22 protein-coding genes and 1 pseudogene are annotated in these 25441 nt (G+C 71.0%); 6 read left to right on the top strand and 17 right to left on the bottom strand.

The annotated features are described in order from the left end of the window. Positions 1-17: 17 nt before the first annotated feature. From C3489_RS11705 to C3489_RS11690, 3 genes are all read right to left on the bottom strand, one after another. The gene (locus tag C3489_RS11705) at positions 18-356 is read right to left on the bottom strand and encodes a P-II family nitrogen regulator (protein WP_103781692.1); all 339 of its coding nucleotides are present in this window, start codon (positions 354-356) and stop codon (positions 18-20) included. Next, entirely contained in the window at positions 353-1702 is a 1350-nt protein-coding gene (locus tag C3489_RS11700; RefSeq protein ID WP_103781691.1) for an ammonium transporter, read from the bottom strand. Before C3489_RS11700 ends, C3489_RS11705 begins: the two co-directional genes overlap by 4 nt. A gap of 385 nt (positions 1703-2087) precedes the next feature. Continuing rightward, positions 2088-3575, bottom strand: a complete 1488-nt coding sequence (locus C3489_RS11690; RefSeq protein ID WP_103781690.1) for a hypothetical protein — start codon at positions 3573-3575, stop codon at positions 2088-2090. 436 nt (positions 3576-4011) lie between these two features. Between C3489_RS11690 and C3489_RS11685 the strand changes: the two genes are divergently transcribed. Further along, the gene (locus C3489_RS11685; RefSeq protein WP_103781689.1) at positions 4012-4674 is read left to right on the top strand and encodes a bifunctional DNA primase/polymerase; all 663 of its coding nucleotides are present in this window, start codon (positions 4012-4014) and stop codon (positions 4672-4674) included. 101 nt (positions 4675-4775) lie between these two features. On the opposite strand, the gene ftsY is transcribed toward C3489_RS11685, so the two are convergent. Further along, positions 4776-5996 (bottom strand): signal recognition particle-docking protein FtsY, encoded by a 1221-nt coding sequence (ftsY, locus tag C3489_RS11680; RefSeq protein WP_103781688.1) that lies wholly within the window; start codon positions 5994-5996, stop codon positions 4776-4778. Between the two features lie 173 nt (positions 5997-6169). Here ftsY and C3489_RS11675 point away from each other — a divergent pair, with 173 nt between their 5' ends. Continuing rightward, a complete protein-coding gene (locus C3489_RS11675) occupies positions 6170-7618 on the top strand; it encodes a cytosine permease (protein ID WP_103781687.1) in 1449 nt (482 codons plus the stop codon). 58 nt (positions 7619-7676) lie between these two features. Continuing rightward, on the top strand, positions 7677-8657 hold the full coding sequence (locus C3489_RS11670) for an LLM class flavin-dependent oxidoreductase (RefSeq protein WP_103781686.1): 981 nt from the start codon (positions 7677-7679) through the stop codon (positions 8655-8657). 103 nt (positions 8658-8760) lie between these two features. On the opposite strand, the gene C3489_RS11665 is transcribed toward C3489_RS11670, so the two are convergent. From C3489_RS11665 to C3489_RS11650, 4 genes and pseudogenes are all read right to left on the bottom strand, one after another. After that, on the bottom strand, positions 8761-10179 hold the full coding sequence (locus C3489_RS11665) for a sugar porter family MFS transporter (RefSeq protein WP_103781685.1): 1419 nt from the start codon (positions 10177-10179) through the stop codon (positions 8761-8763). A 195-nt stretch (positions 10180-10374) separates the two neighbouring features. Beyond that, positions 10375-14036, bottom strand: a pseudogene (locus C3489_RS11660) (AAA family ATPase). A 222-nt stretch (positions 14037-14258) separates the two neighbouring features. After that, positions 14259-14462 carry a hypothetical protein gene (locus tag C3489_RS11655; RefSeq protein ID WP_103781684.1) on the bottom strand — a complete coding sequence of 68 codons (204 nt, stop codon included), beginning with the start codon at positions 14460-14462 and terminating at the stop codon, positions 14259-14261. Between the two features lie 380 nt (positions 14463-14842). After that, positions 14843-15124 (bottom strand): acylphosphatase, encoded by a 282-nt coding sequence (locus C3489_RS11650; protein ID WP_103781683.1) that lies wholly within the window; start codon positions 15122-15124, stop codon positions 14843-14845. A 186-nt stretch (positions 15125-15310) separates the two neighbouring features. Here C3489_RS11650 and C3489_RS11645 point away from each other — a divergent pair, with 186 nt between their 5' ends. Together C3489_RS11645 and C3489_RS11640 are read left to right on the top strand one after the other, a co-directional pair. Further along, entirely contained in the window at positions 15311-16456 is a 1146-nt protein-coding gene (locus C3489_RS11645) for a CAP domain-containing protein (RefSeq protein WP_103781682.1), read from the top strand. Between the two features lie 89 nt (positions 16457-16545). Then, on the top strand, positions 16546-16992 hold the full coding sequence (locus tag C3489_RS11640) for a hypothetical protein (RefSeq protein ID WP_146075310.1): 447 nt from the start codon (positions 16546-16548) through the stop codon (positions 16990-16992). A gap of 7 nt (positions 16993-16999) precedes the next feature. Here the strand turns inward: C3489_RS11640 and C3489_RS11635 are convergent, their stop codons facing one another. Beyond that, positions 17000-17584 carry a flavodoxin family protein gene (locus C3489_RS11635; protein WP_103781680.1) on the bottom strand — a complete coding sequence of 195 codons (585 nt, stop codon included), beginning with the start codon at positions 17582-17584 and terminating at the stop codon, positions 17000-17002. Between the two features lie 105 nt (positions 17585-17689). Between C3489_RS11635 and C3489_RS11630 the strand changes: the two genes are divergently transcribed. Then, positions 17690-18091 carry a helix-turn-helix domain-containing protein gene (locus C3489_RS11630; RefSeq protein ID WP_103781679.1) on the top strand — a complete coding sequence of 134 codons (402 nt, stop codon included), beginning with the start codon at positions 17690-17692 and terminating at the stop codon, positions 18089-18091. On the opposite strand, the gene mutM is transcribed toward C3489_RS11630, so the two are convergent. The 8 genes from mutM to recG form a co-directional block, all read right to left on the bottom strand. Further along, positions 18081-18941 (bottom strand): bifunctional DNA-formamidopyrimidine glycosylase/DNA-(apurinic or apyrimidinic site) lyase, encoded by an 861-nt coding sequence (gene mutM / locus C3489_RS11625; RefSeq protein ID WP_103781678.1) that lies wholly within the window; start codon positions 18939-18941, stop codon positions 18081-18083. The two genes, C3489_RS11630 and mutM, sit on opposite strands and share 11 nt — an antisense overlap. A gap of 92 nt (positions 18942-19033) precedes the next feature. After that, positions 19034-19831 carry a ribonuclease III gene (gene rnc, locus C3489_RS11620; RefSeq protein WP_103781677.1) on the bottom strand — a complete coding sequence of 266 codons (798 nt, stop codon included), beginning with the start codon at positions 19829-19831 and terminating at the stop codon, positions 19034-19036. A gap of 19 nt (positions 19832-19850) precedes the next feature. Further along, positions 19851-20024, bottom strand: a complete 174-nt coding sequence (gene rpmF, locus C3489_RS11615; protein ID WP_103781676.1) for a 50S ribosomal protein L32 — start codon at positions 20022-20024, stop codon at positions 19851-19853. Positions 20025-20026: 2 nt separating this feature from the next. Continuing rightward, a complete protein-coding gene (locus tag C3489_RS11610) occupies positions 20027-20674 on the bottom strand; it encodes a DUF177 domain-containing protein (RefSeq protein WP_103781675.1) in 648 nt (215 codons plus the stop codon). Positions 20675-20805: 131 nt separating this feature from the next. Continuing rightward, complete coding sequence (locus C3489_RS11605; protein ID WP_103781674.1) at positions 20806-21879, bottom strand: ATP synthase F0 subunit B; 1074 nt, start codon at positions 21877-21879, stop codon at positions 20806-20808. 58 nt (positions 21880-21937) lie between these two features. Continuing rightward, on the bottom strand, positions 21938-22417 hold the full coding sequence (coaD, locus tag C3489_RS11600; RefSeq protein WP_103781673.1) for a pantetheine-phosphate adenylyltransferase: 480 nt from the start codon (positions 22415-22417) through the stop codon (positions 21938-21940). A gap of 26 nt (positions 22418-22443) precedes the next feature. Next, on the bottom strand, positions 22444-23031 hold the full coding sequence (rsmD, locus tag C3489_RS11595; RefSeq protein WP_103781672.1) for a 16S rRNA (guanine(966)-N(2))-methyltransferase RsmD: 588 nt from the start codon (positions 23029-23031) through the stop codon (positions 22444-22446). Positions 23032-23080: 49 nt separating this feature from the next. Next, the gene (gene recG, locus C3489_RS11590; RefSeq protein ID WP_103781671.1) at positions 23081-25291 is read right to left on the bottom strand and encodes an ATP-dependent DNA helicase RecG; all 2211 of its coding nucleotides are present in this window, start codon (positions 25289-25291) and stop codon (positions 23081-23083) included. Positions 25292-25441: the final 150 nt, after the last annotated feature.

Genomic DNA, 25441 nt, shown 5'->3' with positions numbered 1-25441 from the left:
TCCTGTTCTCGTTGCGGTCAGAGCGCGTCGGGGCCGCGCTCGCCGGTGCGGACCCGTACGGCCGTGTCGACCGGGATCGACCAGACCTTGCCGTCACCGATCTTGCCGGTTCGGGCCGCCTTCACGACGACCTCGATCAGCTGCTCGGCGTCGTCGTCCTCGACCAGCACCTCGATGCGGATCTTGGGGACCAGGTCGACGGTGTACTCGGCACCGCGGTAGACCTCGGTGTGGCCCCGCTGCCGACCGTAACCGCTGGCCTCGGTGACCGTCAGGCCCTGGACTCCGAAGGCCTGGAGGGCTTCCTTGATCTCGTCGAGCCGGTGCGGCTTGACGACGGCGGTGATGAGCTTCATGCGTCCACCTTTCGGGTCGCGGCTTCGGCCACGGGGGCCGGGACGGCGCTGGTGCGGGCGGCTCCGCCACCGGCGCCGCTGAAGTCGTAGGCGGTCTCGGCGTGCTCGGCCTGGTCGATGCCGGCGATCTCCTCGTCCTCGGTGACCCGCATACCGATGGTCTTGTCGAGGAGGAAGGCGAGGATCGCGGAGACGATCAGGGAGTAGGCGAGGACGGCGCCGACACCGGCGCACTGCTTCCACAGCTGGTCCCACGTGTGGTCGCCGTAGAACACGCCGGTGGCGGTGGACTGGCCCTTGCCGGTGGCGAAGAAGCCGATGAGCAGCGAGCCGGCGATGCCGCCGACCAGGTGGACGCCGACGACGTCGAGGGAGTCGTCGTAGTTGAACCGGTACTTCAGGCCGACGGCCATGGCGCACAGCACACCGGCGATGGCGCCGACGGCGATCGCGCCGAGCGGGGAGACCGCGCCGCCGGACGGGGTGATGGCGACGAGGCCGGCGACGGCACCGGAGGCGGCGCCCAGCGTGGTGAACGCGCCGTGGCGGATCTTCTCGTAGATCAGCCAGGCCAGCATGGCGGCACCGGTGGCGACCTGGGTGTTGACGAACATCAGCGCGCCCACGCCGTCGTCGTTGCCGAGCCAGGAGCCGGCGTTGAAGCCGAACCAGCCGAACCACAGCAGGCCCGCGCCCAGCATGACCAGCGGGAGGCTGTGCGGGCGCATCGGGTCCTTCTTGAAGCCGACGCGCTTGCCGATGACGAGGATCACGCCGAGCGCCGCGGCACCGGCGTTGATGTGCACGGCCGTACCGCCGGCGAAGTCGATGACGCCCAGTTCGTAGGCCCAGCCGCCCGCGCCCCAGACCCAGTGGGCGACCGGGAAGTACACGACGGTGGCCCACAGCGCGATGAACAGCGCCCAGGCGCTGAACTTCACGCGGTCCGCGAGCGCGCCGCTGATCAGGGCGGGCGTGATGATCGCGAACATCAGCTGGAAGACCATGAACACGAAGACCGGGATGGTGTAGCCGTCCCAGAGCTCGGTCAGGCCGATGTTGCTCAGCCCCAGCCAGTCGGAGTTCCAGCCGATGAGGCTGCCGGAGTCCGTGCCGAAGGCGAGGGAGAAGCCGTAGAGCACCCACAGGATGGTGACGATCCCGAGGCTGATGAAGCTCATCATCAGCATGTTCAGGGTGCTCTTGACGCGGACCATGCCTCCGTAGAAGAAGGCCAGGCCCGGGGTCATGAGCATCACCAGGGCGGAACAGATGAGCATGAAGCCTGTGTTGGCGGACGACAGCTTGGGTGCGTCCGCCGCGAGCATGATGGCTGCTGGTGCCATCGGCGTCTCCTCGTGGTTGTACGGCCCCGTGCGGGCGAAGCCTGAGCGGAATGCCTCGGCGGATCCCTGGGCGGGATGAGGGGTGGGCCGGTTATGGGCCACGAGATTGGCGCAGTGCCGTTTCGGTGGAAGCCCCCCGTTGTTTCGCCGGGGTGACGAAGGCGCCGCGCGTGTTACGCGCCGATGAATTGCCGGATGGGCGGCCGAGCGATCGTTATCGTGGCGCAATCTTCCCCGGCCGGGCCCGGCCGGGGAGACGGGACCGGCCGCGGTCGGCCTTCCGATGACCTGGCATGGGGGAGCCGAGTCGGGCAGTTCGGGAGGGCCGGCCGCGGCCGGGGTTCAGCGGGGTGGTGCGGGTCGTGCGGGCTGTTTGGTGCGGTGGTCAGACCGCCTCGGCGGCCTCGGGCAGTTCGGCGGCGAGCTGGTCGGTGAGGTCGACGATCTCGACGAGGTCGCCGAAGTCGCGGGCGGCGGTGTCGACGGTCTTGCGGATACGGGTGTTGACCCGCTCGGAGCGCACCTTCTTCGCGACCCGCATGGCCTGCGCGGCGTACACCGTGCTCTGCTCGGGCTCGCGGCGCAGCAGATGGACCGTGGCCATACCGATGAGGTTCAGCGCATACGACCGCTGGTGCTCGGCATCCTGGGCGAACAGCTCCACGGCGCGCTGCATCAGCGGCTCGGCCAGGGAGGCGTAGGCGGGGCTGCGGCCGGCGACATAGGCGAGGTCGCGGAAGGAGTGGCTGTTCTCGCCGTGCAGCTCGGCCTCGGAGAAGAAGCGGATCCAGTCGGGGTCCGGCTCGTCCCAGTCGTCGGCGTCGGCGAAGGTGTCCTCGGCCATGCGGACGGCCCGCTTGCACTTGCCGGGCTGGCCCATGTTGGCGTAGGCGCGGGCCTCCATCGCATACAGCATGGCCTGGGTGCGCGGGCTGGCGCAGTCGCGGCTGCCGTACTGGGCGAGGTGGATGAGCTCCAGGGCGTCCTCGGGCCGGCCGAGGTGGATCATCTGGCGGCTCATGCTGGACAGGATGTAGGAGCCGAGCGGCTTGTCGCCGGCCTCCTTGGCCGCGTGCAGGGCGAGGACGAAGTACTTCTGCGCGGTCGGCTGGAGTCCGACGTCGTACGACATCCAGCCGGCCAGCTCGGCCAGCTCGGCGGCGACCTTGAACAGGCGCCGGGTGGTGGACGCGGGCTGGGGTTCCTGGAGCAGGTCGGTGACCTCGTGCAGCTGGCCGACGACCGCCTTGCGGCGCAGGCCGCCGCCGCACTGGGCGTCCCACTGCCGGAACATCACGGTGGTGGACTCCAGCAGGTCCAGCTCCGGCTTGGACAGCCGGCCGCGGGCGCGGCTGGTGGGCACCGGCTGGGCGTCGGGCTCGTGGCGCTGGCCGGGCAGCGCGGGCGTGGGCACCAGCCAGCGCTGCATCGGTTCGATGAGCGACGGGCCCGCGGCCAGGGCCAGCGAGCTCCCGAGGAAGCCGCGCCGCGCCAGCATCAGGTCGCTGCGCGAGAACTCGCCGAGCAGGGCGACCGTCTGCGGGCCCGTCCAGGGCAGGTCGACGCCGGAGGCGGACGCGGAGGGCCGGGCCGCGCGCAGGCCGAGGTCCTCGATGGAGACGACGCAGCCGAAGCGCTCGGAGAACAGCTCGGACAGGATGCGCGGGATGGGCTCGCGCGGGTTCTCGCCGTCCAGCCAGCGGCGTACGCGCGAGGTGTCGGTGGAGATGTGGTTGGCGCCCAGCTGGCGCGCGCGGCGGTTCACCTGGCGGGCGAGCTCGCCCTTGGACCAGCCGCTGCGCACGAACCAGTTTCCCAGCAGCTCGTTGGGGCGCTTCTCAGCGTTCGTCCCGCTACCGCCGTTGCCGCCCACTGGAACGCCCCCATCCCTCTAGACCGCCTGCCGCGCCGCTGCGCCAAGCCCTATCAGAATGCCGGTTCTCGCGGCTTCCGTCCGGCGGTTGTCACCCTTCGAACGGAATGCCGAGTTGCCTCCGGCATACCCACGAGCGCATGTGCCCGGGGGTACCGTGCACTCAAAGTAATCCTACGATCACCCGTCCGGCCATGGCGATCCTGGAAACGCCACCATTCGCCACCCCTTCGAATGAACTCACGGTGGCCTTCCCGCGATTCACTTGACATAGGACAGCCGGGAGTGAGCGGACGGATGCACTCGGGGGCGCGTGTCGCCGACTGCACCACCGCGGGTACTTCCGGACGCCGTCCACGGCAGGGTCGGGGACACGCTCCGTAGCGGGTTGAGTGTCTTTCGTAACCACCGGTGCGTCGGACCCGTTGGAGGGGGCATGGGCTTCACGATCGGCAGCAGTCGGAGCATCCGCGACATCCGGTCCGTCTCGCGCCGTCGCGGCCGCTCGTCGGACTGCACCGCCGTGGCCGAGTTCACCGGCCTGTGGGGCTGGGACGTGGTGCCGGGCGCGCGGGCGGCGGCGGGGGTGTGCTCGTGCGGCCGGGGCGACTGCCCGGCGCCGGGCGCGCATCCGCTCGACTTCGCGTCCGAGGTCCGAGCGGGGGCGACGCTGGACGAGGTGTCGAGGGCGTGGGGCGAGGTGCCGGGTGCGTCGGTGATGCTGCCGGTCGGCCGCTCGTTCGACGTGATCGAGGTGGCGGAGGCAGCGGGCCGGCGGGCGCTGGTGCGGCTGGAGCGGATGGGGGTCCCGCTGGGACCGGTGACCGCGACGCCCCAGGGACGGGCGCAGTTCTTCGTGGCCCCGGGGGCGGCGGCGGAACTCCCGAAACTGCTGTACCGGATGGGCTGGGACGACCCGGCGCTGGACCTGCGCGGCCTCGGCCCCGGCACGTACATCACGGCCCCGCCGTCGGACCGGGGCGGCCGGGGCCCGGTGCGCTGGCTGCGGCCGCCGGGCCTGGACTCGGCGACCCGGCCACCGGCGGCCCGGCTGGTGCTGGGGACGCTGGCGTACGTGGCGCACAGGTCGCGTGCCTGACCTGGGTCGATGTGACGGACACGCACTCCTGATACGCGGGCGCCCGCCCCCGGCTGTATGTCGGGGGCGGGCGCTTCGCGTCGGTCGGGGCCGGTGGGTCCTCAGTCGCCGATCAGGGCGTCCACGAACGCCTCCGGCTCGAACGGGGCCAGGTCGTCCGCCCCCTCGCCGAGGCCGATCAGCTTGACCGGGACGCCCAGCTCGCGCTGGACCGCGATCACGATGCCGCCCTTGGCCGTGCCGTCCAGCTTGGTCAGCACGATGCCGGTGATGTCGACGACCTCGGCGAAGACGCGGGCCTGGACGAGGCCGTTCTGGCCGGTGGTGGCGTCGAGGACGAGCAGCACCTCGTCCAGCGGAGCGTGCTTCTCCACGACCCGCTTGACCTTGCCCAGCTCGTCCATCAGGCCGGTCTTGGTGTGCAGGCGCCCGGCGGTGTCGATGAGGACGACGTCCGACCCCATCTCCTTGCCCTCCTTCACCGCGTCGAACGCGACGGAGGCGGGGTCGCCGCCCTCCGGCCCGCGCACGGTGTAGGCGCCGACGCGCTCGCCCCAGGTCTGGAGCTGGTCGGCGGCCGCCGCGCGGAAGGTGTCGGCGGCGCCCAGGACGACCGAGCGGCCGTCGGCCACCAGGACGCGGGCCAGCTTGCCGGTGGTGGTGGTCTTGCCGGTGCCGTTGACTCCGACGACCATCACGATGCCCGGCTTGCTGGTGGCCGGCTCGGTCTTGACGACGCGGTCCATGTCCGGGCCGACCAGCGTGAGCAGCTCCTCACGCAGCAGGCCGCGCAGTTCCGCGGGGGTGCGGGTGCCGAGCACCTTCACGCGCTCGCGCAGCCGCTCGACCAGCTCCTGGGTGGGCTGCACACCGACGTCGGCGGTGAGCAGGGTGTCCTCGATCTCCTCCCAGGTCTCCTCGTCGAGGTGCTCCCGGGACAGGAGGTTGAGCAGGCCCTTGCCCAGGGCGTTCTGCGAGCGGGACAGGCGGGCGCGCAGGCGCACCAGGCGCCCGGCGGTGGGCTCCGGGATCTCGATCTCCGGAGCCTCGACAAGGGCCTCGGGGGCCTCGGCGGGCGGTTCCTCTACGACGACGGGGGCCGGGCCGCCCGGAAGATCCACCTCCTCGATGGTGCGCCGCGGTTCCTCCCGCGGCGTCTCGGCCTCGTCGCCGACGTGCGGCTCGGCCGGAGGGGCGGTGATGTCGGGCGCGGCGGGGGGCGGCGGGGGCAGCGACTTCTTCCGTCGGCTGCCGACCACGAGCCCGCCGAGCGCGACGATCGCGACCACGGCGATGACTACAGCAAGGATGACGGTTTCCATAACTCGTCCAGTATCAGCCATGGGGGTGCGCCAGAGCTGTTTTGTGGCTTCCTCTGAGAGACAAACGCCACTGGAGGGCAGGAGTCGGCCCAAAGTACGATGGTGGTCCCTACATCAACGCGCGTAGAGTCCCGACGTCACCCTGTCCCCCCACCTTGAGGCTCCCCCTTTCCATGAGTAAGACCGCCGAGACCGAAGGCGCTCTCGAAACCCGCGGCATCGAACAGGTGCCGGACGCCGAGCGCACCGCCAAGACCCGCGAGCTGTTCCCCACCTGGGTGGGCGCCAACATCAGCGTGCTGCTGTTGACCATGGGCGCGAGCCTGGTCGTGGCGTACCACCTGAACATCTGGCAGGCGCTCGTCGTCGCGGCCGTCGCGCCGGTCGTGTCGTACGGCCTGGTCGGGCTCATCGGCATCGCCGGCAAGCGCGGCGGGGCGCCCGGCATGGCGCTGTCGCGCGCGGTGTTCGGGCAGCGCGGCAATCTGCTGCCCGGTTCGCTGATCTGGGTCGCCCGCTGGGGCTGGGAGACGATCAACGCGGTGACCGGCGCCTACGCCATGCTCACCATCCTGGAGATCGTCTTCGGCATCGGCGCGAACAGCGTGCTGGACATGGTCATGCTGCTGTTGTTCGTCGTCGCGACGTTCGCGATCTCCGGCCTCGGCATCAACGCTGTGCAGAAGTGCAACAAGTACGCGACCTATCTGTTCGGCGCGTTCTCGGTGCTGGTGCTGGTGTACCTGGCCGTGAACACCGACTGGTCGAAGGTGATGGAGCACTCCGCCGGTTCCACCGCCGCGGTGATCACCGGTATCGGCATGATCGCGGCCGGCGGTGTCAGCTGGATCCCGTCCGCTCCGGACTTCACCCGCTATCTGCCGCGTACCGCGTCGTCCAAGGCCATCGTGGGTACGGCGGTGGGCGGCGCCGGGATCGTCGTGCTGCCGATGGTGCTGATGGGCGCGGTGATGGCGGTGTCCACGCCGGACCTGGCGTCGGCGTCCGACCCGGTGTCCTTCCTCGGCGAGATCCTGCCGACCTGGATCGCCGTGCCCTACCTGCTCATCGCGCTGATCGGCATGCTGCTGATCAACTCCATGTCGATGTACTCGGCCGGCTTCACCGCGCAGACCCTCGGCTTCAAGGTGCCGCGCCACTGGGCGGTGTCCGTGAACGCCGTGATCTCGCTGGTCTTCGGCGGTGTGCTGATGCTGGTCGCGACCAGCTTCATGGGGTCCTTCATCGCCTTCCTGTCCCTGCTCGCCGTCGCCTTCTCGGCGTGGGTCGGCGTCTTCGGCGCGGACATGCTGCGGCGCGAGGAGTATGACGGTGCGGCCATGGCCGACACCACGCGCAGCAGTGCGTACTGGTACCGGGGCGGGTTCTCCCCCGCGGCGGTCGTCGCCTGGGCGGCCGGTCTCGTCGCCGGGCTGATGTTCACCACGTCCGACTGGTTCACCGGGCCGCTGGCGAAGAACAACTTCATCGGCGAGTACGGCCTGGGCTGGATCGCGACCGTCGTGATCTCCGGGCTGCTGTACCTCGTCCTGCCGAAGCCCGCCGTCGCCGGCCCGCAGGCGGCCGAGGCGGACCGGGAGCGCGAGACCCTGGCTGTCTGACGCACCGTCAGCTACTGTCCCCTCCGTCGGCGAAGTCGCCTGCGGAGGGGGATTTTCCATGCCCGTCACGGTCGTCCGGTTCAACCTCGTCGCTCCCGGCGCCTCCCCCGCCGAGCTGGCCGCCCGCTACCGCGCGGCCCTGGAGATGGCCGCCTACGCCGACGAGCACGGCATCGGCATGGTGCAGACGGAGGAGCACCACGGCTCCGGCGACAACTGGCTGCCGTCGCCGCTGGCCTTCGCGGGCGCGGTGTTCGGGGCCACCCGGCGGATCACGGTCACGGTGTCCGCGCTGATCGGCCCGCTGCACGAGCCGCTGCGGCTCGCCGAGGAGATCGCCGTACTGGACCTGCTCAGCGGCGGGCGCCTGGTGACGGTGGCGGGCATCGGGTACCGGCCCGAGGAGTACGCCCTGTTCGGCCGCGACTTCCGGCAGCGCGGCCGGCTCCAGGACGAGCTCCTGCACACGCTGGTGCGGGCGTGGTCCGGGGAGGAGTTCGAGTACCGGGGCCGGCGGGTGCGGGTCACCCCACGGCCGTACACCCAGCCGCATCCGCTGCTGCTGGTGGGCGGCTCCTCCCGGGCCGCCGCGCGGCGGGCGGCACGGCTCGGCCTGCCGTTCTTCCCCAGCGCGCACCTGCCCGAGCTGGAGGCGTACTACAAGGAGCGGCTCGCGGAGTACGGCACCGAGGGCTGGGTGCTGATGCCCGGCGCCGAGACCCCGCTGCTGCACCTGGCCGACGATCCGGACCGGGCGTGGGCGCTGTACGGGGAGCACTTCCTGCACGAGGCCCGGACGTACACCTCCTGGCAGTCCGGCGGCGTCCGCTCGGCGGTGGGGTCGGCGGCCACGACGGTGGCGGAGCTGCGGGCGGAGGGGGTGTACCGGATCGTCACTCCGGAGCAGTGCGCGCGGCTGGGGCTGGACACCCTGGTGCTGCATCCGCTGGTGGGCGGGATGCCGGTGGAGGAGGCCTGGCGCAGCCTGCGCCTGTTCGCGCGGACGGTGGCGGGCCACGACGCTGATCGTCCCGGGTGACACGACACCGCCGCCCCCGCCCGGGCAGTGGCCGGGCGGGGGCGGCGGACGGGTCGAGGAGAGGGCAGCGGGGACTTGGCCCTTCTCCCCGAGTTCGGGGGCGTCAGCCCATCTCCTCCAGCGCCTTGCCCTTCGTCTCCTTGACGAACTTCAGGACGAACGGGATGGAGAGCGCGGCGAAGACCGTGTAGATCACATAGGTGCCGGAGAGGTTCCAGTCGGCCAGCGACGGGAAGCTCGCGGTGATCGCCCAGTTGGCGATCCACTGCGCGGCGGCGGCCACGCCCAGGGCGGCGGCGCGGATCTTGTTCGGGAACATCTCGCCGAGGAAGACCCACACGACCACACCCCAGGACAGGGCGAAGAACAGCACGAAGATGTGGGCGGCGATCAGGGCGACCCAGCCCTGCGTGGCGGGGAGCTTGCCGCCGACGAGGTCGTAGGAGAAGGCCCAGGCCTCCAGGGCGAGGCCGATCGCCATGCCGACGGAGCCGATGAGCGCCAGCGGCTTGCGGCCGACGCGGTCCACGAAGATCATCGCGATCACGGTGCCGATGATGTTGATGATCGACGTCGTGAAGGAGTAGAAGAACGAGTCCGTCGGGTCGACGCCCACCGACTGCCACAGCGTGGACGAGTAGTAGAAGGCCACGTTGATGCCGACGAACTGCTGGAAGACCGACAGGCCGATGCCGACCCACACGATCGGCTTGAAGAAGAAGCCGCCGCCGAGCAGGTCCTTGAAGGAGGACTTGTGCTCGCTCCTCATGGCGTGCTCGATCTCGGTGACGCGGGCGTCCAGGTCGATGCCCTTGCCCTCGACCTCGGCGAGGATCTCCTTGGCGCGGTCACGCCGGCCGGCCGAGATCAGGAAGCGCGGGGACTCGGGGATGGCGAAGGAGAGCAGGCCGTACAGGACGGCCGGGACGACCATGACGCCCAGCATGACCTGCCAGGCCTCCAGGCCCATCAGCTCGCCGCGCTGGTCGCCGCCGGCGGCGTTGAGCAGGCCCCAGTTCACCAGCTGCGAGACGGCGATGCCGATGACGATCGCGGCCTGCTGGAAGGAGCCGAGACGGCCGCGGTAGGCGGGCGGGGCGACCTCGGCGATGTAGGCCGGGCCGATCACGGAGGCCATGCCGATGGCGAAGCCGCCGACGATGCGCCAGAAGGCGAGGTCCCACAGCGCGAAGGGCAGCGCGGAGCCGACGGCGCTGATCGTGAAGAGCACCGCGGCGATCTGCATACAGCGGATACGGCCGATGCGGTCGGCTATGCGGCCGGCGGTGGCGGCGCCGATGGCGCATCCGATCAGGGCGATCGCGATGACCTGGGCCAGCGCGGCGGAGCCGATGTCGTAGCGGTCGCGGATGGCCTCGACGGCGCCGTTGATGACGGAACTGTCGTAGCCGAAGAGGAAACCGCCCATCGCGGCGGCGGCCGCGATGAAGATGACATGCCCGAGATGATCGGGATGGGCCGTACGGGCTCCTGACTGGGGTGCCTGCGCTGTGCTGGTCACGTGTACTCCTCGGGCCACCGGCAACGCTGCCGGGTGGGGGTCTGCCCTTGCAGGTGAGACCTGAAGGTAAAAGCAACGTTGCAGAGACTATGCCTTCAAGTTTCGAAGTCAATAGGTCAGCGCTTGTGAGTTTCTAGATACGCCTCGTTGCTTCGTGTTCAAGAAATGAACATTGAGTCAGATGATCTTGTGGACTCAGCGAAGGCGCTGGGAGATGACCTTCGAGACGCCGTCGCCCTGCATGGACACGCCGTAGAGGGCGTCCGCGACCTCCATCGTGCGCTTCTGGTGCGTGATCACGATCAGCTGCGAGGCCTCCTGCAGCTCCTGCATGATCCGGATCAGCCGCTGCAGATTGGTGTCGTCCAGCGCCGCCTCGACCTCGTCCATCACATAGAACGGGCTCGGCCGGGCCTTGAAGATCGACACCAGCAGCGCCACGGCCGTCAGCGACCGCTCGCCGCCCGAGAGCAGGGACAGCCGCTTGACCTTCTTGCCCGGCGGCCGTGCCTCGACGTCCACGCCCGTGGTGAGCATGTTGTCGGGGTCCGTCAGGACGAGGCGGCCCTCACCGCCCGGGAAGAGCCGGCTGAAGACGCCCTCGAACTCGCGGGCCGTGTCCCGGTAGGCCTCCGTGAAGACCTGCTCGACCCGCTCGTCGACCTCCTTGACGACCTGCAGCAGGTCGGCACGGGTCTTCTTCAGGTCCTCCAGCTGCTCGCTCAGGAACTGGTGCCTAGCCTCCAGCGCGGCGAACTCCTCCAGCGCCAGCGGATTGACCTTGCCGAGCTGCTGGTAGGCGCGCTCGGCCGCCTTCAGGCGCTTCTCCTGCTCGGCGCGCACGAAAGGACGCGGCTGGTTGCGCGGGTGCTCCGGGTCGTCCGGCAGCTCCTCGCCCTCGGCGGGGGGCGAGGGCGGCACGGGCTGGTCCGGCCCGTACTCGGCGACCAGCCCCTCCGGCTCGACACCCAGTTCCTCCAGCGCCTTGGTCTCCAGCTGCTCGATGCGCAGCCGCTTCTCGGCTCCGAGTACCTCGCCCCGGTGGACTGAATCCGTCAACTTGTCCAGCTCGGCCTTGAGTTCGCGGCCGGCGGCGCGGGCGGCGGTCAGCTCCTGCTCGCGGGCGGCCTTGGCGGCTTCGGCGGCCTCGCGTTCCCGCACGGCCCGGTCCAGGGAGACCTCGACGTGCGCCAGCAGCTGGCGGGCGCCGGAGGCCACCGCCTGGGCGACGGACGCCTCGTGGCGCAGCCGGGCCCGGCGCTGCTCGGCACGCGCGCGTGCCTCGCGTTCCGCGCGGGCGGCGCGGTCCAGGGAGTCGGCCCGTCCCGCCAGGCCTTTCACCCTCTCCTCGTGGGTGCGGACCTGGAGGCGGGCCTCCATCTCGGTCTGCCGGGCGTTGGCACCGTCGGCCGCGAGCCGGTCGCGCACGGAGGTGTCCGGTTCCTCCTCGACGGGCGTCTCCTCGGCGACCGCCAGCCGTTCCGCCAGCTCCTCCGCGTCCTGGACGGCCTGCTCCAGCGCCTCCTGCGCGCGTGCCGCCGCCGCGGTGGACCGCTCGGCCTCGCCGGCCGCCGCGCGGGCCTGCCCGGCGAGCCGCCCGAGCTGCTGGGCCACGGCCGACTTCTCCCGCTCGGCGGCCCGCCGGCGCTCCGCCAGTTCCTCTACGACGGTGACGGCCTCGGTGCGCCGTTCCGCTGCCGCCCGCTGCTCCTCGGCCAGCCGCGCGCATCGCACCTGGAGCTCGGCCAGCTCGGCCGCGGCCTCGTCCACGGAGGCCTGCACCTCCAGGAGGCTGGGCGCACCGGCGGAGCCGCCGTGGGCGAAGTGAGCGCCCAGCAGGTCGCCCTCCGCGGTCACGGCGGTCAGCTCGGGGTGCGCGTAGACGACGTCCTCGGCGTCCTCCAGGGTGCCGACGACCACGGTTCCTTGCAGGAGGCGGCGGACGGCGGGCATCAGCTCGGCCGGTCCTGTGACGAGGTCCGCGGCGGGGCGCGTTGCGGGGTGGGGGTGGCGGGTGCGTTGTGGCTGGTCGCGCCGTTCCCCGCGCCCCTTTGGGGCGCGATCCCGCCGTTGGCGTCTGCGGGTGCGTCGTGGTTGCTCGCGGCGTTCCCCGCGCCCCTTTGGGGGGCTTCCTCCGGGGCGCCTGCGAGGAGCAGGGCTGCTCTGCCTCCGTCCTGCTTGCGTAGGAGGCGGATCGCTTCTGCTGCCGCGGACGGGGTCTCCACGGCGATCGCGTCCGCCGCCGCGCCGAAGGCGGCCGCGAGGGCCACCTCGTAGCCCGGCTCCACCGTCAGCAGTTCCGCCGCCGGCCCCAGGACCCCGGCCAGACGGTCCCGTGCGCCCAGCAGTGTTCCGGTGCCGTCCTTGCGGCGCAGGCCCAGCGCCAGGGCCTCGTGGCGGGCCTGGGTCGCGGCGCGGGTGCGCTCCGCCGCGGTGAGTGCCTCACGGGCGGCGCCGAGGGCGGCGTCGGCCTCGGCGAGCTGCCGCTTGGCCGTCTCGTGCCGCTCGGCCAGCTCCTCGTCACCGGCGTCCAGGCCGTCGACCTCGGCCTTGAGAGCCTCGTACTCCTCCTGGGCGGCGACGGCGCGTTCCTGGGCCTCGTCGCGGGCGGCGGCCAGGCGGTCGATCTCCGCCTGGGCGGAGGCGGCGCGGGAGCGGGCGGCGCCGACCTGGCCGCGCAGCCGGGCCAGGCCCTCGCGGCGGTCGGCGATGGCGCGGGCGACGTCCTTCAGGCGCCGTTCCTCCTGGGCGAGGGCGCGCTCCAGTTCCGCGCGGTGCTCGACGGTGTCCTCCAGGGCCCGCTCCGCGGCCTCCAGGGCTGCCGTCAGCTCGGCCTCCTGCTCGCGGATGCGGGCGGCCTCGCGTTCCATGTCCTCGGGGTCGCGTCCGCGCCGCTCCTCCGGCGGGGCGGAGGTGGCGCTCTTGACGCGGGCGTCGGCCAGGGAGATCGTGCCGCGGACGCGTTCGGCGAGCTGGGAGAGTTCGTGCCAGGTCTGCTGGGCGCGCTGAAGGCGCGGCGTGAGCTGCCGTACCTCGTCCTCCAGCAGGGCCTCGCGCTGCTGGGCCTTCTTCAGGTCCTGCTCGGCGGCCTCCTTGCGGGCCTTGAGCGCGGCCTCGTCGGCGATCTCGGCCGTGAGGGCCTGGCGCAGCCGGACCAGGTCGTCGGCGAGCAGGCGCAGCCGGGCGTCGCGCAGGTCGGCCTGGATGACGGCGGCCCGGCGGGCGACGGCGGCCTGGCGGCCCAGGGGCTTGAGCTGCCGTCTGAGTTCGTCCGTGAGGTCCTGCACACGGGCCAGGTTGGCCTGCATCGCGTCCAGCTTGCGCAGCGCCTTCTCCTTGCGCTTGCGGTGCTTGAGAACGCCCGCGGCCTCCTCGATGAAGGCGCGGCGGCCCATGGGGTCGGCGTGCAGGACGGAGTCGAGCTGGCCCTGGCCGACGATGACGTGCATCTCGCGGCCGATGCCGGAGTCGGAGAGGAGTTCCTGGATGTCCAGCAGGCGGCAGGTGTCGCCGTTGATCTGGTACTCGCTGCCGCCGTTGCGGAACATGATCCGCGTGATGGTGACCTCGGCGTACTCGATGGGCAGCGCGCCGTCGGAGTTGTCGATGGTCAGCGACACCTCGGCGCGGCCCAGCGGCGGGCGGCCGGTGGTGCCGGCGAAGATGACGTCCTCCATCTTGCCGCCGCGCAGCGACTTGGCGCCCTGCTCGCCCATGACCCAGCTGAGCGCGTCCACGACGTTGGACTTGCCCGAGCCGTTCGGGCCGACGACACAGGTGATCCCCGGTTCGAACCGGAGTGTGGTCGCCGAGGCGAACGACTTGAACCCGCGGAGCGTGAGGGCCTTGAGGTGCACGCCGTCGGACTCTACCTTCCGGGGTTGTCTCACTCTATGAACCACGGTGCTACCCGCGGTTTCACCGGTGAACGCGCAGGGCACACCAGACGTTAAAGAGAGTGAAAGGATGCACGGGGGCAAGAAAGAAGGGACGCCGAGGCGTCCCTTGCACTTCTGACACTGAAGCGGTTGTGACGGACAGCCCAACCACTGCTTGTGCTGTTGTGGAGCGTGCAGTGATCAGGTGAGCGCAGGCTCCGCCTGGTGTGCGTCAACGCTCTCCATGATCCTGTCGTGAGAAGCGGCAGCCTGCAGGGCGTCGTTCTCGGCCTGGATCCGCACGAGCTCGGATTCGAGGTCCTGAACGCGCTGCTGGAGCCGTCGCATCTCGGCGAGGAGTCGAGGGTCGGAGCCGCCGACGTAACCGAGAAGCGCCTTTGCCATGATGGATGGTCCTCCACAATGAGTGACCGACCGAAGCGGTGTGGGTCGTGAGGGATTCGCACCCGCGGCTGCCTGGCGGGCCTGGAGTTGTGCTGCCGTTCAGCCATGCCAAACAGCTAAGGTGCGCGGGCTTTCAGCGTCTCACCAAAAAGTTTGACGGTCAACACGATCACGCCCCAACGGGAGGGTGACCCGGGGGCGCGCGGCACGAACATGCCTGCGCGGCGACTCCTGCGGGCCCCTCGGGGCGTGGCGATCATCCTTGCGTGCGGAGCCTGCCATCTGCAAGCGGTTCTCCGCAACCACCTGCCGGTTTCTCCCGGACGAGGGTGCCCGGCGAGGGCCGCCGAGCGCGTCCGGGACCGGCTCCGGGCGCCGGGTCAGCGGATGGCGAAGCCGTCGTAGCCGCCGCGGGGTGTGTCCCAGATCTCCGTGACGCCGTCCACGTGCCCGGGCGTGTCGCCCTCGCGGAGCCAGTCGAGCAGGACCTCGCAACCCGGACGGGGCCCTTCCGCGACCACCTGGACGCGGCCGTCGGCCAAATTGAGAGCAAAACCACTCAGGCCGCCGATCTCCAGCGCCTTGGCGCGCGTGAACCAGCGAAAACCCACACCCTGCACGCGTCCACGCACCCAGGCGACCAGTCGTACATCCTCGCTCATGGGTGCAACCTAACCGGCCAATGTCTCTCGGGACACTTCCTCCCCTTGCGCCATGCGGTACCGTCCCGACCCAATGCATCTCATATGAAACTCACTCGATCGGGTGAGTCTGGCCGGCTGCCGGGGGCGAGGGGACCCCCGTGATCCGCAAGGCGGGCCGGCCGCGAGAACGAGGAAGGCCAGGACATGGGACGCCACCGACGCTCCGCCGCCGGCCGCGCCGCCGAAGGCCGCGCCACGGGGGCCACGCAGCCGGAGGGCTCCTTTCCGGAGCACCGCGGGACCCCGGGGGACTCGACCGGACGCGACACCGCCCCGCTGGGCATCGCGCCCTATCTGAACCCGGAGGCGTACGCGGAGGCCGTGGCGAAGAGCCAGGCCTACCTCTTCGCCACCGACGACGGCCCCTCCGGGGGCGCTCCCGGGTCGGGCTTCACACCGAACACGGGTTCCCCGCGCCGGGGCGGGCACCGGCGCCGCAGGCGGGCCGTGACGCCGGTGCGCACCGGTCTGCTGGGGGTCGCGGGCGCGGTCGCCATCGGGACGGTGGCCGTCGCGTCCGGCATGGTGCCGGGACTGCACAACTACCGGCTCGGCGGCAGCGCCGAGGACAGCAGGGTGCAGGCCACGGACACGTCGTCGAACTCCCCCAGCGAGCAGGGCGGCACGTCCGGCAGCGCCGAGTCCCATGCCGGGGGCACGGTCACCGGCCGGGGCGCCGGGCGCCCCACGTCCGCGCCGTCGTCCCCGTCGGCAACGCCTTCCTCGACGCCGTCGCCGTCGGCCTCCCCGTCCACGGCGGCGCCCTCGCCGACGCCCACGAAGACCCCGACGAAGACCCCGACGAAGAAGCCGTCGGCCACGCCGAGCACGCCGCGGACGACCGCCCCGGCGCGGAAGGCGACCCCGCCGAAGCCGCCGGAGCACACCAGCCCGCCGGTGACCGTGTCGGCGGTGGCGCAGGCCGAGGCGCAGGTCCTGCAGCTCGTCAACGCCGAGCGGGCCAAGGCGGGCATCGCCCCGCTGGCCGCGAACAGCGCGCTCACCGAGCTGGCCGAGGACTTCTGCGACGACATGGCCGCGCGGGACTTCTTCGACCACACCGACCCCGACGGCCGCACCCCCTGGGACCGGGCGGCGAAGGCGGGCATAACCGGCCTGGGCGGCGAGAACATAGCCCGTGGCCAGGCCGACCCGGCAGCGGTGGTGGATGCCTGGATGAACAGCCCGGGCCACCGCGCGAACATCCTCAACCCCGACTTCAAGACCCTGGGCGTGGGAGTCCACTTCGGCTCCGGCGGACCTTGGTGGACGCAGGACTTCGGGTACTGAGGCAGCCGGCTGCGCCGACGTGTACGACACCCCCTGTGCGGCGAACGCGATGCTAAGTTGAACGCGTTCAAAACACAGGGGGGTTTGCCGTGTCGCCACAGCAGGAGACGCCCTACCGGGTGGGACGAGTGCTGCGCCGGATGGGTGGGTGCGTCCTCGCGTACCTGCTGCTCTATGCCGGGGCTTGGGTGGCGGTTGCGCAGACCGCCGACCTGGAGGAGGGCTTCTGGGACACCCTGGGACTGGGGGTGCGTTTGTTCCCGCTCGTCGGTGTACCGGCCCTGCTGGTCTCGGTGTTCGGGGTCACGGTGCACAACCGCATGCATCCGGTGCGGGTCCGGTTGCTGCTGTTCGTCGCGCTGCTGCTGTGCACCTGGCCGCTCATGCTCGCCGACGTGGCCGAACCGTTCCAGTCCCAGCTCATGGCCCACATCGCCTACGTCGCCCTGATCCCCGCGCCGCTCTTCCCGGAGGACTGGGTGGGTGACCCCGCCGACCTGCCGGGTCCGCCGCCGGCCGGCGACCCCCACCGCTGAGCCCGGCTCAGGCCGCCGCCAGCCCCCGGCGGAACACCCTCGCCGTCTGCGCCACCCGGTGGCCCAGGTGTTCCGCCGTTGCGATGTCCGCCTTGTGGACCGCGTCCGGGCCCTCGTCGACGTTCGTCTGGGCTGCGGCGCCGGTGAAGACGCCGAGGCGGTTGAGGTCGTTCTCGGAGCCGGCGCTGTTGTTCCAGCCGGGGTGCAGGCCGAGGCTGATCCAGTTCATCCCGTGCTGCGCGGCCAGGATCTGGAAGAACTGCAGGGTGTGCAGCTTGTCGCCGCTCTTGGAGCCGGAGTTGGTGAAGCCCGCCGCCAGCTTGTCCTTCCAGTCCTGGCCGAACCAGCGCTTCGAGGTGGCCTCGGCGAAGACGTGGAAGGCGCCGGACGCGGTGCCCATGTAGGTCGGCGAGCCGAAGACGATCGCGTCGGCGCGGTCCAGCAGCTCCCACTGTGCGTCGGTGATCTCGTCGACCTTGATCAGGTGGACCTCGGCACCGGCGTCCGCGGCTCCCGCGCGCACGGCCTCGGCAAGGACCGCGGTGTGGCCGAAGCCGGAGTGGTAGGCGATGGCGACGACGGGGGTGGTCATACGTACTCCTCGTAAGGGCAGGTCGTAAGCAGTGACCCCAGGAAAGCACTAACTTTTAGCAAGCGCAAGCCGAGGGTTAGCGCTGCACTGGAGTACGCTGGAGACATGACCAGGACCGATCAGCGCACGCCCGACCAGGACCTGCCGTACAACGTGTTCGCCAAGGCCTGCCCGTCACGGGGCACGCTGGAGCACGTCACGGGACGCTGGGGCGCGCTGACGCTCGGCGCGCTGTACGAGGGCTCGCTGCGCTTCAACGAACTGCGCCGCCGGGTGGACGGCGTGAGCGAGAAGATGCTGTCCCAGACGCTGCACGCCCTGGAACGCGACGGCCTGGTCCACCGCGAGGCCCAGCCCACCAACCCGCCCCGGGTGGACTACGAGCTGACCCCGCTGGGCCGCGAGGTCGCCGGCCGGCTGCTGAGCCTCATCCGCTTCGTCGAGGGCAGCATGGACGACGTCCTGGCCGCCCGCGAGCGCTACGACGAAACCCGCGCTACGGCGTGACGCGCGGCGCCCGCTGGCACTTCGGGCAGAAGTAGCTGGAACGGTTCATCCACGGGCGGCGGCGCATCGGCGTACCGCACCGCTTGCACGGCAGGCCCTCACGGCCGTACGCGTCCAGGGACCGGTCGAAGTAGCCCGACTCGCCGTTGACGTTGACGTACAGGCTGTCGAAGCTGGTGCCGCCGACGGCGAGCGCCTCGTTCATCACATCGCGGATGTGCGTGAGGAGTTCCGCCGTGCGGGGCCGGGTGAAGCCGGCCGTCGGGCGGTCGTAGTGGATGCGAGAGCGCCACAGCGCCTCGTCGGCGTAGATGTTGCCGACCCCGCTGATCAGCGACTGGTCGAGCAGCGCCCGCTTGATCGTGGTGCGCTTGCGGCGCAGCGCCTGGTGGAAGCCCTCGTCGTCGAAGAGCGGGTCCAGCGGGTCGCGGGCGATGTGTGCGATGACGTCCGGCAGCCCGTCCCCGGTCGTGTCGTGCAGGGAGAGCCCGCCGAAGGTGCGCTGGTCGACGAAGCGCAGCTCGGTGCCCTGGACGTCGGTGAAGCGGATACGGATGCGCAGATGCTTCTCGTCGGGCGCGGAGTGCTGCTGCACCAGCAGCTGGCCGCTCATCCCGAGGTGGGCCAGGATCGCCTGCCCGGTGTCCTCCAGCGGCAGCCACAGGTACTTGCCCCGCCGGCTGGGCGTGCCGATGCGGTGGCCCTTGAGACGGTGCGCGAAGTCGTCGGCACCGGCGGTGTGCCGGCGCACGGCACGCGGGTGCAGTACCTCGGCGTCGGCGACGGTGCGGTGGGCGACCCACCGCGCGAGACCGCGCCGTACGACCTCGACCTCGGGCAACTCGGGCATGGGGCTCCCCCCGTCACACAGTAGGGCGTCACACCGTACGGATCGAGCGCCCGCCCCGGTGGGGGACGGGCGCTCGGTCGTCGTTCGTCGGATCAGGCGGAGGCGGACGCCTCGTCGGCGTTCTCGACGGCCTGTTCGGCCTTCGCCGCCTCGGCCGCCTTGGCTCGCTCGTCCGCGGCGGCGCGGATGGCACGCCACGCGGACTCGGCGGCCTGCTGCTCCGCCTCCTTCTTGCTGCGGCCGGTGCCGGTGCCGTACGAGACGCCTCCGACGCGGGCGGCAGCAGTGAAGGTCTTCTCGTGGTCGGGGCCGGTCTCCGTGACCAGGTACTCGGGCACGCCGAGCCCCTCGGTCGCGGTGAGCTCCTGGAGACTGGTCTTCCAGTCCAGGCCGGCTCCGAGGTTGGAGGACTTCTCGATCAGCGGGTCGAACAGGCGGTGCACCAGTTCGGAGGCCGCGTCGAGGCCCTGGTCGAGATAGACCGCGCCGATCACCGCTTCCAGGGTGTCGGCGAGGATGGATGCCTTGTCCCGGCCGCCCGTGCCCTCTTCACCGCGGCCGAGCCGGATGAAGGAGCCCAGGTCGAGGCCGCGCCCGACCTCCGCCAGCGCACGCGAGTTGACCACCGCGGCCCGCAGCTTGGCCAGCTGGCCTTCGGGCAGGTCGGGGTGGGTTCGGTAGAGCGTGTCGGTGACGACGAGACCGAGCACGGAGTCCCCGAGGAACTCCAGGCGCTCGTTCGTCGGCAGTCCGCCGTTCTCGTACGCGTAGGAGCGGTGCGTCAGCGCTCGCACCAGAAGGGCGGACTCGACCTGGTAGCCGAGCCGCCCTTCCAGAAGCGTGTGGGACGAGGCCTGGTTGTCCGCCGACTGCTTCTTGGGCGTGGACACAGTGCCTCTCACCAGCCGCTCAGACCTCGATGACCTGGCGCTTGTTGTAGGTGCCGCACGACGGGCACGCGATGTGCTGCTGCTTGGGCTCGTGGCAGCGCTCGCACGCGACCAGGGTGGGGACCGCAGCCTTCCACTGCGACCGGCGGTGGCGCGTGTTGCTGCGCGACATCTTCCGCTTCGGAACAGCCACGGCTACTTCTCCTGCTTCTCGTCGACGCCCGCTTCGGCGCCGCTCGTATCGTCCTTGTCGCCGTCCCGAAGTGAGCCGGCGAGTCCCTGCAAAGCCGCCCAACGGATGTCGACGGCGTCGTGATGGTGGTCCGGGTCGTCCGCGAGCCGCACCCCGCACTCGGGGCACAGACCGGGGCAGTCTTCCTGGCACACCGGCTGCATCGGCAGTGCGAGCACCACCGCATCACGCAGCACACCTTCGAGGTCGAAGAGTCCGTCCTCAAGGAAGAGCCTGTCCTCGTCGTCCTCGGCGTCGTCGCCCGGTTCCGTGTGCTGGACACGGCCCCGGTCGTCGGCGTCAGGGTACGAGAACATCTCCTGGAAGTCCGCTTCGACGTCGAGCTGAAGCGGCTCCAGACACCTTACGCACTCCCCCTTCGCCGTGGCACGGGCGGTGCCTGTGACAAGCACCCCTTCCATGACCGACTCCAGGCGGAGTTCGAGCTCCACCGGGGCGCCTTCCGGCACTCCGATGACTCCCACCAGACCGAAGTCCTTGGGAGCGGGGACCGTGCGGGTCAGACGCTGCAGCGCGCCTGGCCGCCGGCCCAGCTCGTGCGTGTCGAACACGAGGGGGTTGCGGTGGTCGAGGCGGGCGTTGTGAGCCATTCCTGCTTTCGGTCTTCCAGCTCAGGGGGACGCCGCCGCGGAAGCTCCGGGCAGCGCTGATCGCGGACGTACTCGCGACCGAAGAGCCAGGATACTGGACCTTTCGCTCTCGGCCCAATCCGGGCCGGACGCTACAGGCCGCGGCCCTGCTCGTAGGCCCGCAGCTGCTCCGCGCTGATCATGCTGGTGTCGAAGAGGCTGGTCTCGTCCAGGGCGTATCCCTGCTGGGACTGCTGGGGCTGGGGGGCCTGCTGCGGGTCGTACACGGGCTGCTGGCCCGTGTCGTAGCCCTGGTAGGCGTACGGGTCGGCGTGCTGGTAGCCGTAGGCGTCCTGCTGGGCGTACTGCTGCTGCGGGTAGCCGGCGTACGGGTCCGGCTGCTGCTGGGCGTACGCCGCGTACTGGGGCTCGTGCTGGGGCTGCTGGGGCTGGTGCGCCGGCTGGGACTGCTGAGTCTGCTGAGTCTGCTGGGACGGGGCGTCCTGCTCGGCCAGCGCGGCCAGGTCGGCGAGGTAGTCGGCGTCGCTGGAGTGCTGGACGGTGCTGGTGTCGCCGGCGAGCGCGCCGAGGTCGTCGGTGGCGATCCGGCCGTGCAGCTTCTGCCGGCCCCGGCCGACCGCCTCCAGCGTCTTGGCCAGGACCGCCTCGAAGGCGCCGAGCTTGGCGTCGACGTAGGCGTCGGCGTCCCGGCGCAGGGTCTCGGGGTCGTGGCTGCGCTGCGGGGCGTCCGCGTCCTCGTAGCCGTCCTCGTCGAGGCCGGGTCCGGTGCCGAGCAGCTTCTCGCGGCCGCGGCCGACCGAGCCGAGCGTCTTGGTGAGGACGACCTCGAAGTTGGCGAGCTTGGAGTCGACGTAGTCGTCGGCCTCGGCGCGGATCTCCTCGGCCTCCTGGCGGGCCTCGGCGAGGATCCGGTCGGCCTCGGCCTGGGAGCGGCGGGCGATCTCGGTGTCGGAGATCAGCGAGCCGCGCTCGGCGTGGGCGCCGGCGATGATCCGCTCGGCCTCCTGGCGGGCCTGCTCGACCATCTGCTCCCGGTCGCCGATCAGCTCCTGGGCCTGCGCGAGGGAGTCGGGCAGGGCCGCGCGCAGCTCCTCCAGCATGGACAGCAGGTCGGCGCGGTTGACCACGCACGAGGCCGACATCGGCATCGACCGGGCACTGGAGACCGCCGTGACGATCTCGTCGAGCTTCTTCTGCACGTCCACCGTGTGCTCGCCACTCTCTACGGATGTGATGGAGACGGACGGGACGACTGTAGCCCGTTCAGTCCTGGCGCAGCCGCGCGTTGAGCGCCTCCAGCACGGGGGCCGGGACGAGGTGGGAGACGTCGCCGCCCCACTGTGCGACCTCCTTGACCAAGGAGGACGACAGGAAGCTGTAGGTGGGGTTGGTGGGCACGAAGAGGGTCTCGACGCCGGTGAGCCCGTTGTTCATCTGGGCCATCTGCAGCTCGTAGTCGAAGTCGCTGACGGCGCGCAGGCCCTTGACGATGGCGGGGATGTCGCGCTGCTTGCAGAAGTCGACGAGGAGGCCGTGGAAGGCCTCGACGCGGACGTTCGCGTACTCGGCGGTGACCTGGTGGATCAGGTCGATCCGCTCCTCGATCTCGAACAGGCCCTTCTTGGCCTTGTTGATCATCACCGCGACGTAGACCTCGTCGTACAGACGGGAGGCGCGGGCGATGATGTCGAGATGTCCGTTGGTGATCGGGTCGAACGACCCGGGACAGACGGCGCGGCGCACTTGTGATCCCTCGCTCTCCGGTCCGGTCATCGTGCGTCTTCGCACGTAGAGGCGGCGCGACCGTACCAAAACGTTCCCTCGCCGTAGCGACGGGCCCGGATGGCCTCGAAGCCGTCGGGCCACCGGAACTCCCCGCCTCTGGTGCTGCGCTCCACGGTGACGAGCGCTTGCTCAGCGAGCCAGCTTTCGGAGCGGAGTGTGAGCAGGATCTCGCGAAGATCGTCGTCCGTGACGGCGTAGGGCGGATCGAGAAAGACCAGGTCGTACGGGGCCTGTGGGGGCGCGGTGCGGATGATCTGTTCCGCTTTGCCGTGTCTGACCTCGGCGCCGAGCAGACCGAGGTTCCTCGCGTTCTCGCGCACGATGCGGGCCGCCCGCACGTCGGCTTCGACCAGGAGGGTGTGGCTCGCCCCGCGGGAGAGGGCCTCCAGGCCCACGGCGCCGGAGCCCGCGTACAGGTCGAGGACCCGCTCGCCGTCCAGGGGGCCGCCCAGGAGGGACTGCCAGGTGGAGAAGAGGCCCTCGCGTGCGCGGTCGGAGGTGGGGCGGGTTCCGGTGCCTGGGGGGACGGCCAGGCGACGGCCACCGGCTGCGCCGGCGATCACGCGGGTCATCTCGGGTCCTTGTCGCTGGTGTACGCAGAAGGTGACTGCTCCCAGTCTGTCAGCCCTTTTCCAGGTACTGCTCCCTCTCCTCGTCCAGCAAGGCGTCCAGGGCCGTGCGCAGGCCGGGAAGGCGTTCCAGCTCCGGATCGGCCGCGACCACCTTCGCCGCTTCCTCCCTGGCCTCCGCGATGATCTCCTCGTCCTCGATGACCGCCAGCACCCGCAGCGAGGAGCGGGCGCCGGACTGGGCCTGGCCGAGGACGTCGCCCTCGCGGCGCTGTTCGAGGTCGATCCGGGAGAGTTCGAAGCCGTCGAGCGTGGAGGCGACCGCGTTCAGGCGCTGCCGGGCGGCGCTCGCCTCGGGCATCTCGGTGACCAGCAGGCACAGTCCGGGGGCCGAGCCACGGCCGACCCGGCCGCGCAGCTGGTGCAGCTGGGAGACGCCGAAGCGGTCGGCGTCCATGATCACCATGGCGGTGGCGTTGGGGACGTTGACGCCGACCTCGATGACGGTCGTGGCGACCAGGACGTCCGTCTCACCGGCGGCGAAGCGCCGCATGACGGCGTCCTTGTCGTCGGGGTGCATACGGCCGTGCAGCACCTCTACCTTCAGGCCCTTGAGCGGACCGCGGGCGAGCTGCTCGGCGACGTCGAGGACGGCGAGCGGCGGGCGCTTCTCGGCGTCGTCCTCGGCGGACTTCTTCGCCTTCTTGGGGTCCGCGGCCTCGTCGATGTCGTCTCCGATCCGGGGGCAGACGACATACGCCTGATGGCCGTTCGCGACCTCCTCGCGCACCCGCTCCCAGGCGCGGGCCAGGAAGTGCGGTTTGTCGGCGGCGGGGACGACATGGCTGGCGATGGGCGAGCGGCCGGCCGGTAGCTGGTCCAGGACGGAGGTCTCCAGGTCGCCGAAGACGGTCATGGCCACGGTCCGCGGAATGGGCGTGGCGGTCATGACGAGCAGATGCGGCGTCTGCTTCCCCTTGCCGCGCAGGGCGTCGCGCTGCTCCACGCCGAAGCGGTGCTGTTCGTCCACGACGACCAGGCCGAGGTCGTGGAACTGGACCTTGTCCTCGATCAGCGCGTGGGTGCCGATGACGAGGCCGGCCTCGCCGGTGGCCAGGTCGAGCAGCGCCTGACGGCGACCGGCCGCGCCCATGGACCCGGTGAGCAGGACGACCTTGGTGGCGTGCTCGGCGCCGCCCAGCATGCCCCCCTCGGCCAGCTCGCCCATCATCTCGGTGACCGACCGGTGGTGCTGCTGGGCGAGCACCTCGGTGGGCGCGAGCATGGCGGCCTGCCCCCCGGCGTCGACGACGGCGAGCATGGCGCGCAGCGCGACCAGCGTCTTGCCCGAACCGACCTCGCCCTGGAGGAGGCGGTGCATCGGGTGCTCCGTGGCCAGGTCGGCGAAGATCTCCTCGGAGACCTTCCGCTGGCCCTCGGTGAGGGTGAAGGGCAGGCGGTCGTCGAAGGCGGTGAGGATGCCGTCGGGCCTCGGGCGGCGGGCCACCGCCGGGAGCTGGGCGTCGGCGTGGCGGCGGCGGGCGAGGGCGACCTGGAGGACGAAGGCCTCGTCCCACTTCAGGCGGGCGCGGGCGTCGGCGATGTCGGCCTTGGTGTGCGGGCGGTGGATCTTGAGCAGGGCCTCCGGGAGGGAGACCAGGCCGCGGCCCTCGCGGAGGGTGCCGGGCAGTGGGTCGACGGCCTCCTGGGCGCTGGGCAGGACCGTCTGGACGGCCTTGCCGATCTTCCAGGACTCCAGTTTGGCGGTGGCCGGGTAGATGGGGATGAGCGCGCCGGCCCAGGTCTCGACCGTCTCCTCGCTGTCGCCGCGCAGCAACTCGTAGGCGGGGTGGGCGAGTTGAAGGCGGCGGTTGAAGACGGAGACCTTGCCGGCGAACATCGCGCGGGTGCCCGGCAGCAGCTCCTTGTGGGGCTTGTGCACGCCGTTGCCGAAGAAGACCAGCTGGAGCCGGCCGCTGCCGTCGGTGATGGTCACCTCAAGCCGCTGGCCCTTGCCGCGCGGGGCCCGGGAGGAGGCGAAGCTGTGCAGGCGGGCGTCGGCGACCTGGGCGACCACCGTGACGTGCTCGTCCATCGGCAGGTCGGCGAGGTGGGTGAGCTGGCCGCGCTCCTCGTATCTGCGCGGGTAGTGGTGGAGGAGGTCGCCGACGGTGTGCAGGCCGAGGTGCTCGGCCATCACCTTCGCGGTGGCGGGGCCGAGCACCTTCTTCAAGGGTTCTTGCAGTGCGGGCACGAGATCCATTGCACACCACGGCACTGACAATGCCGTAGACCTGTGGGCGACGGGACCGTTCAAGCCTCGGGTATGTCTTGGGAAATCCCTGGTCAGGACGTTCGTTCGAGCCGTAGGATGACGCGCTCCGGCCATCCCCCGCGGATTCCCGCCCCACCG

It is taken from the genome of Streptomyces sp. Ru71, assembly GCF_002920535.1.
Taxonomy (GTDB): Bacteria; Actinomycetota; Actinomycetes; order Streptomycetales; family Streptomycetaceae; genus Streptomyces.
This window is presented reverse-complemented; position numbering and strand designations above follow the sequence as displayed.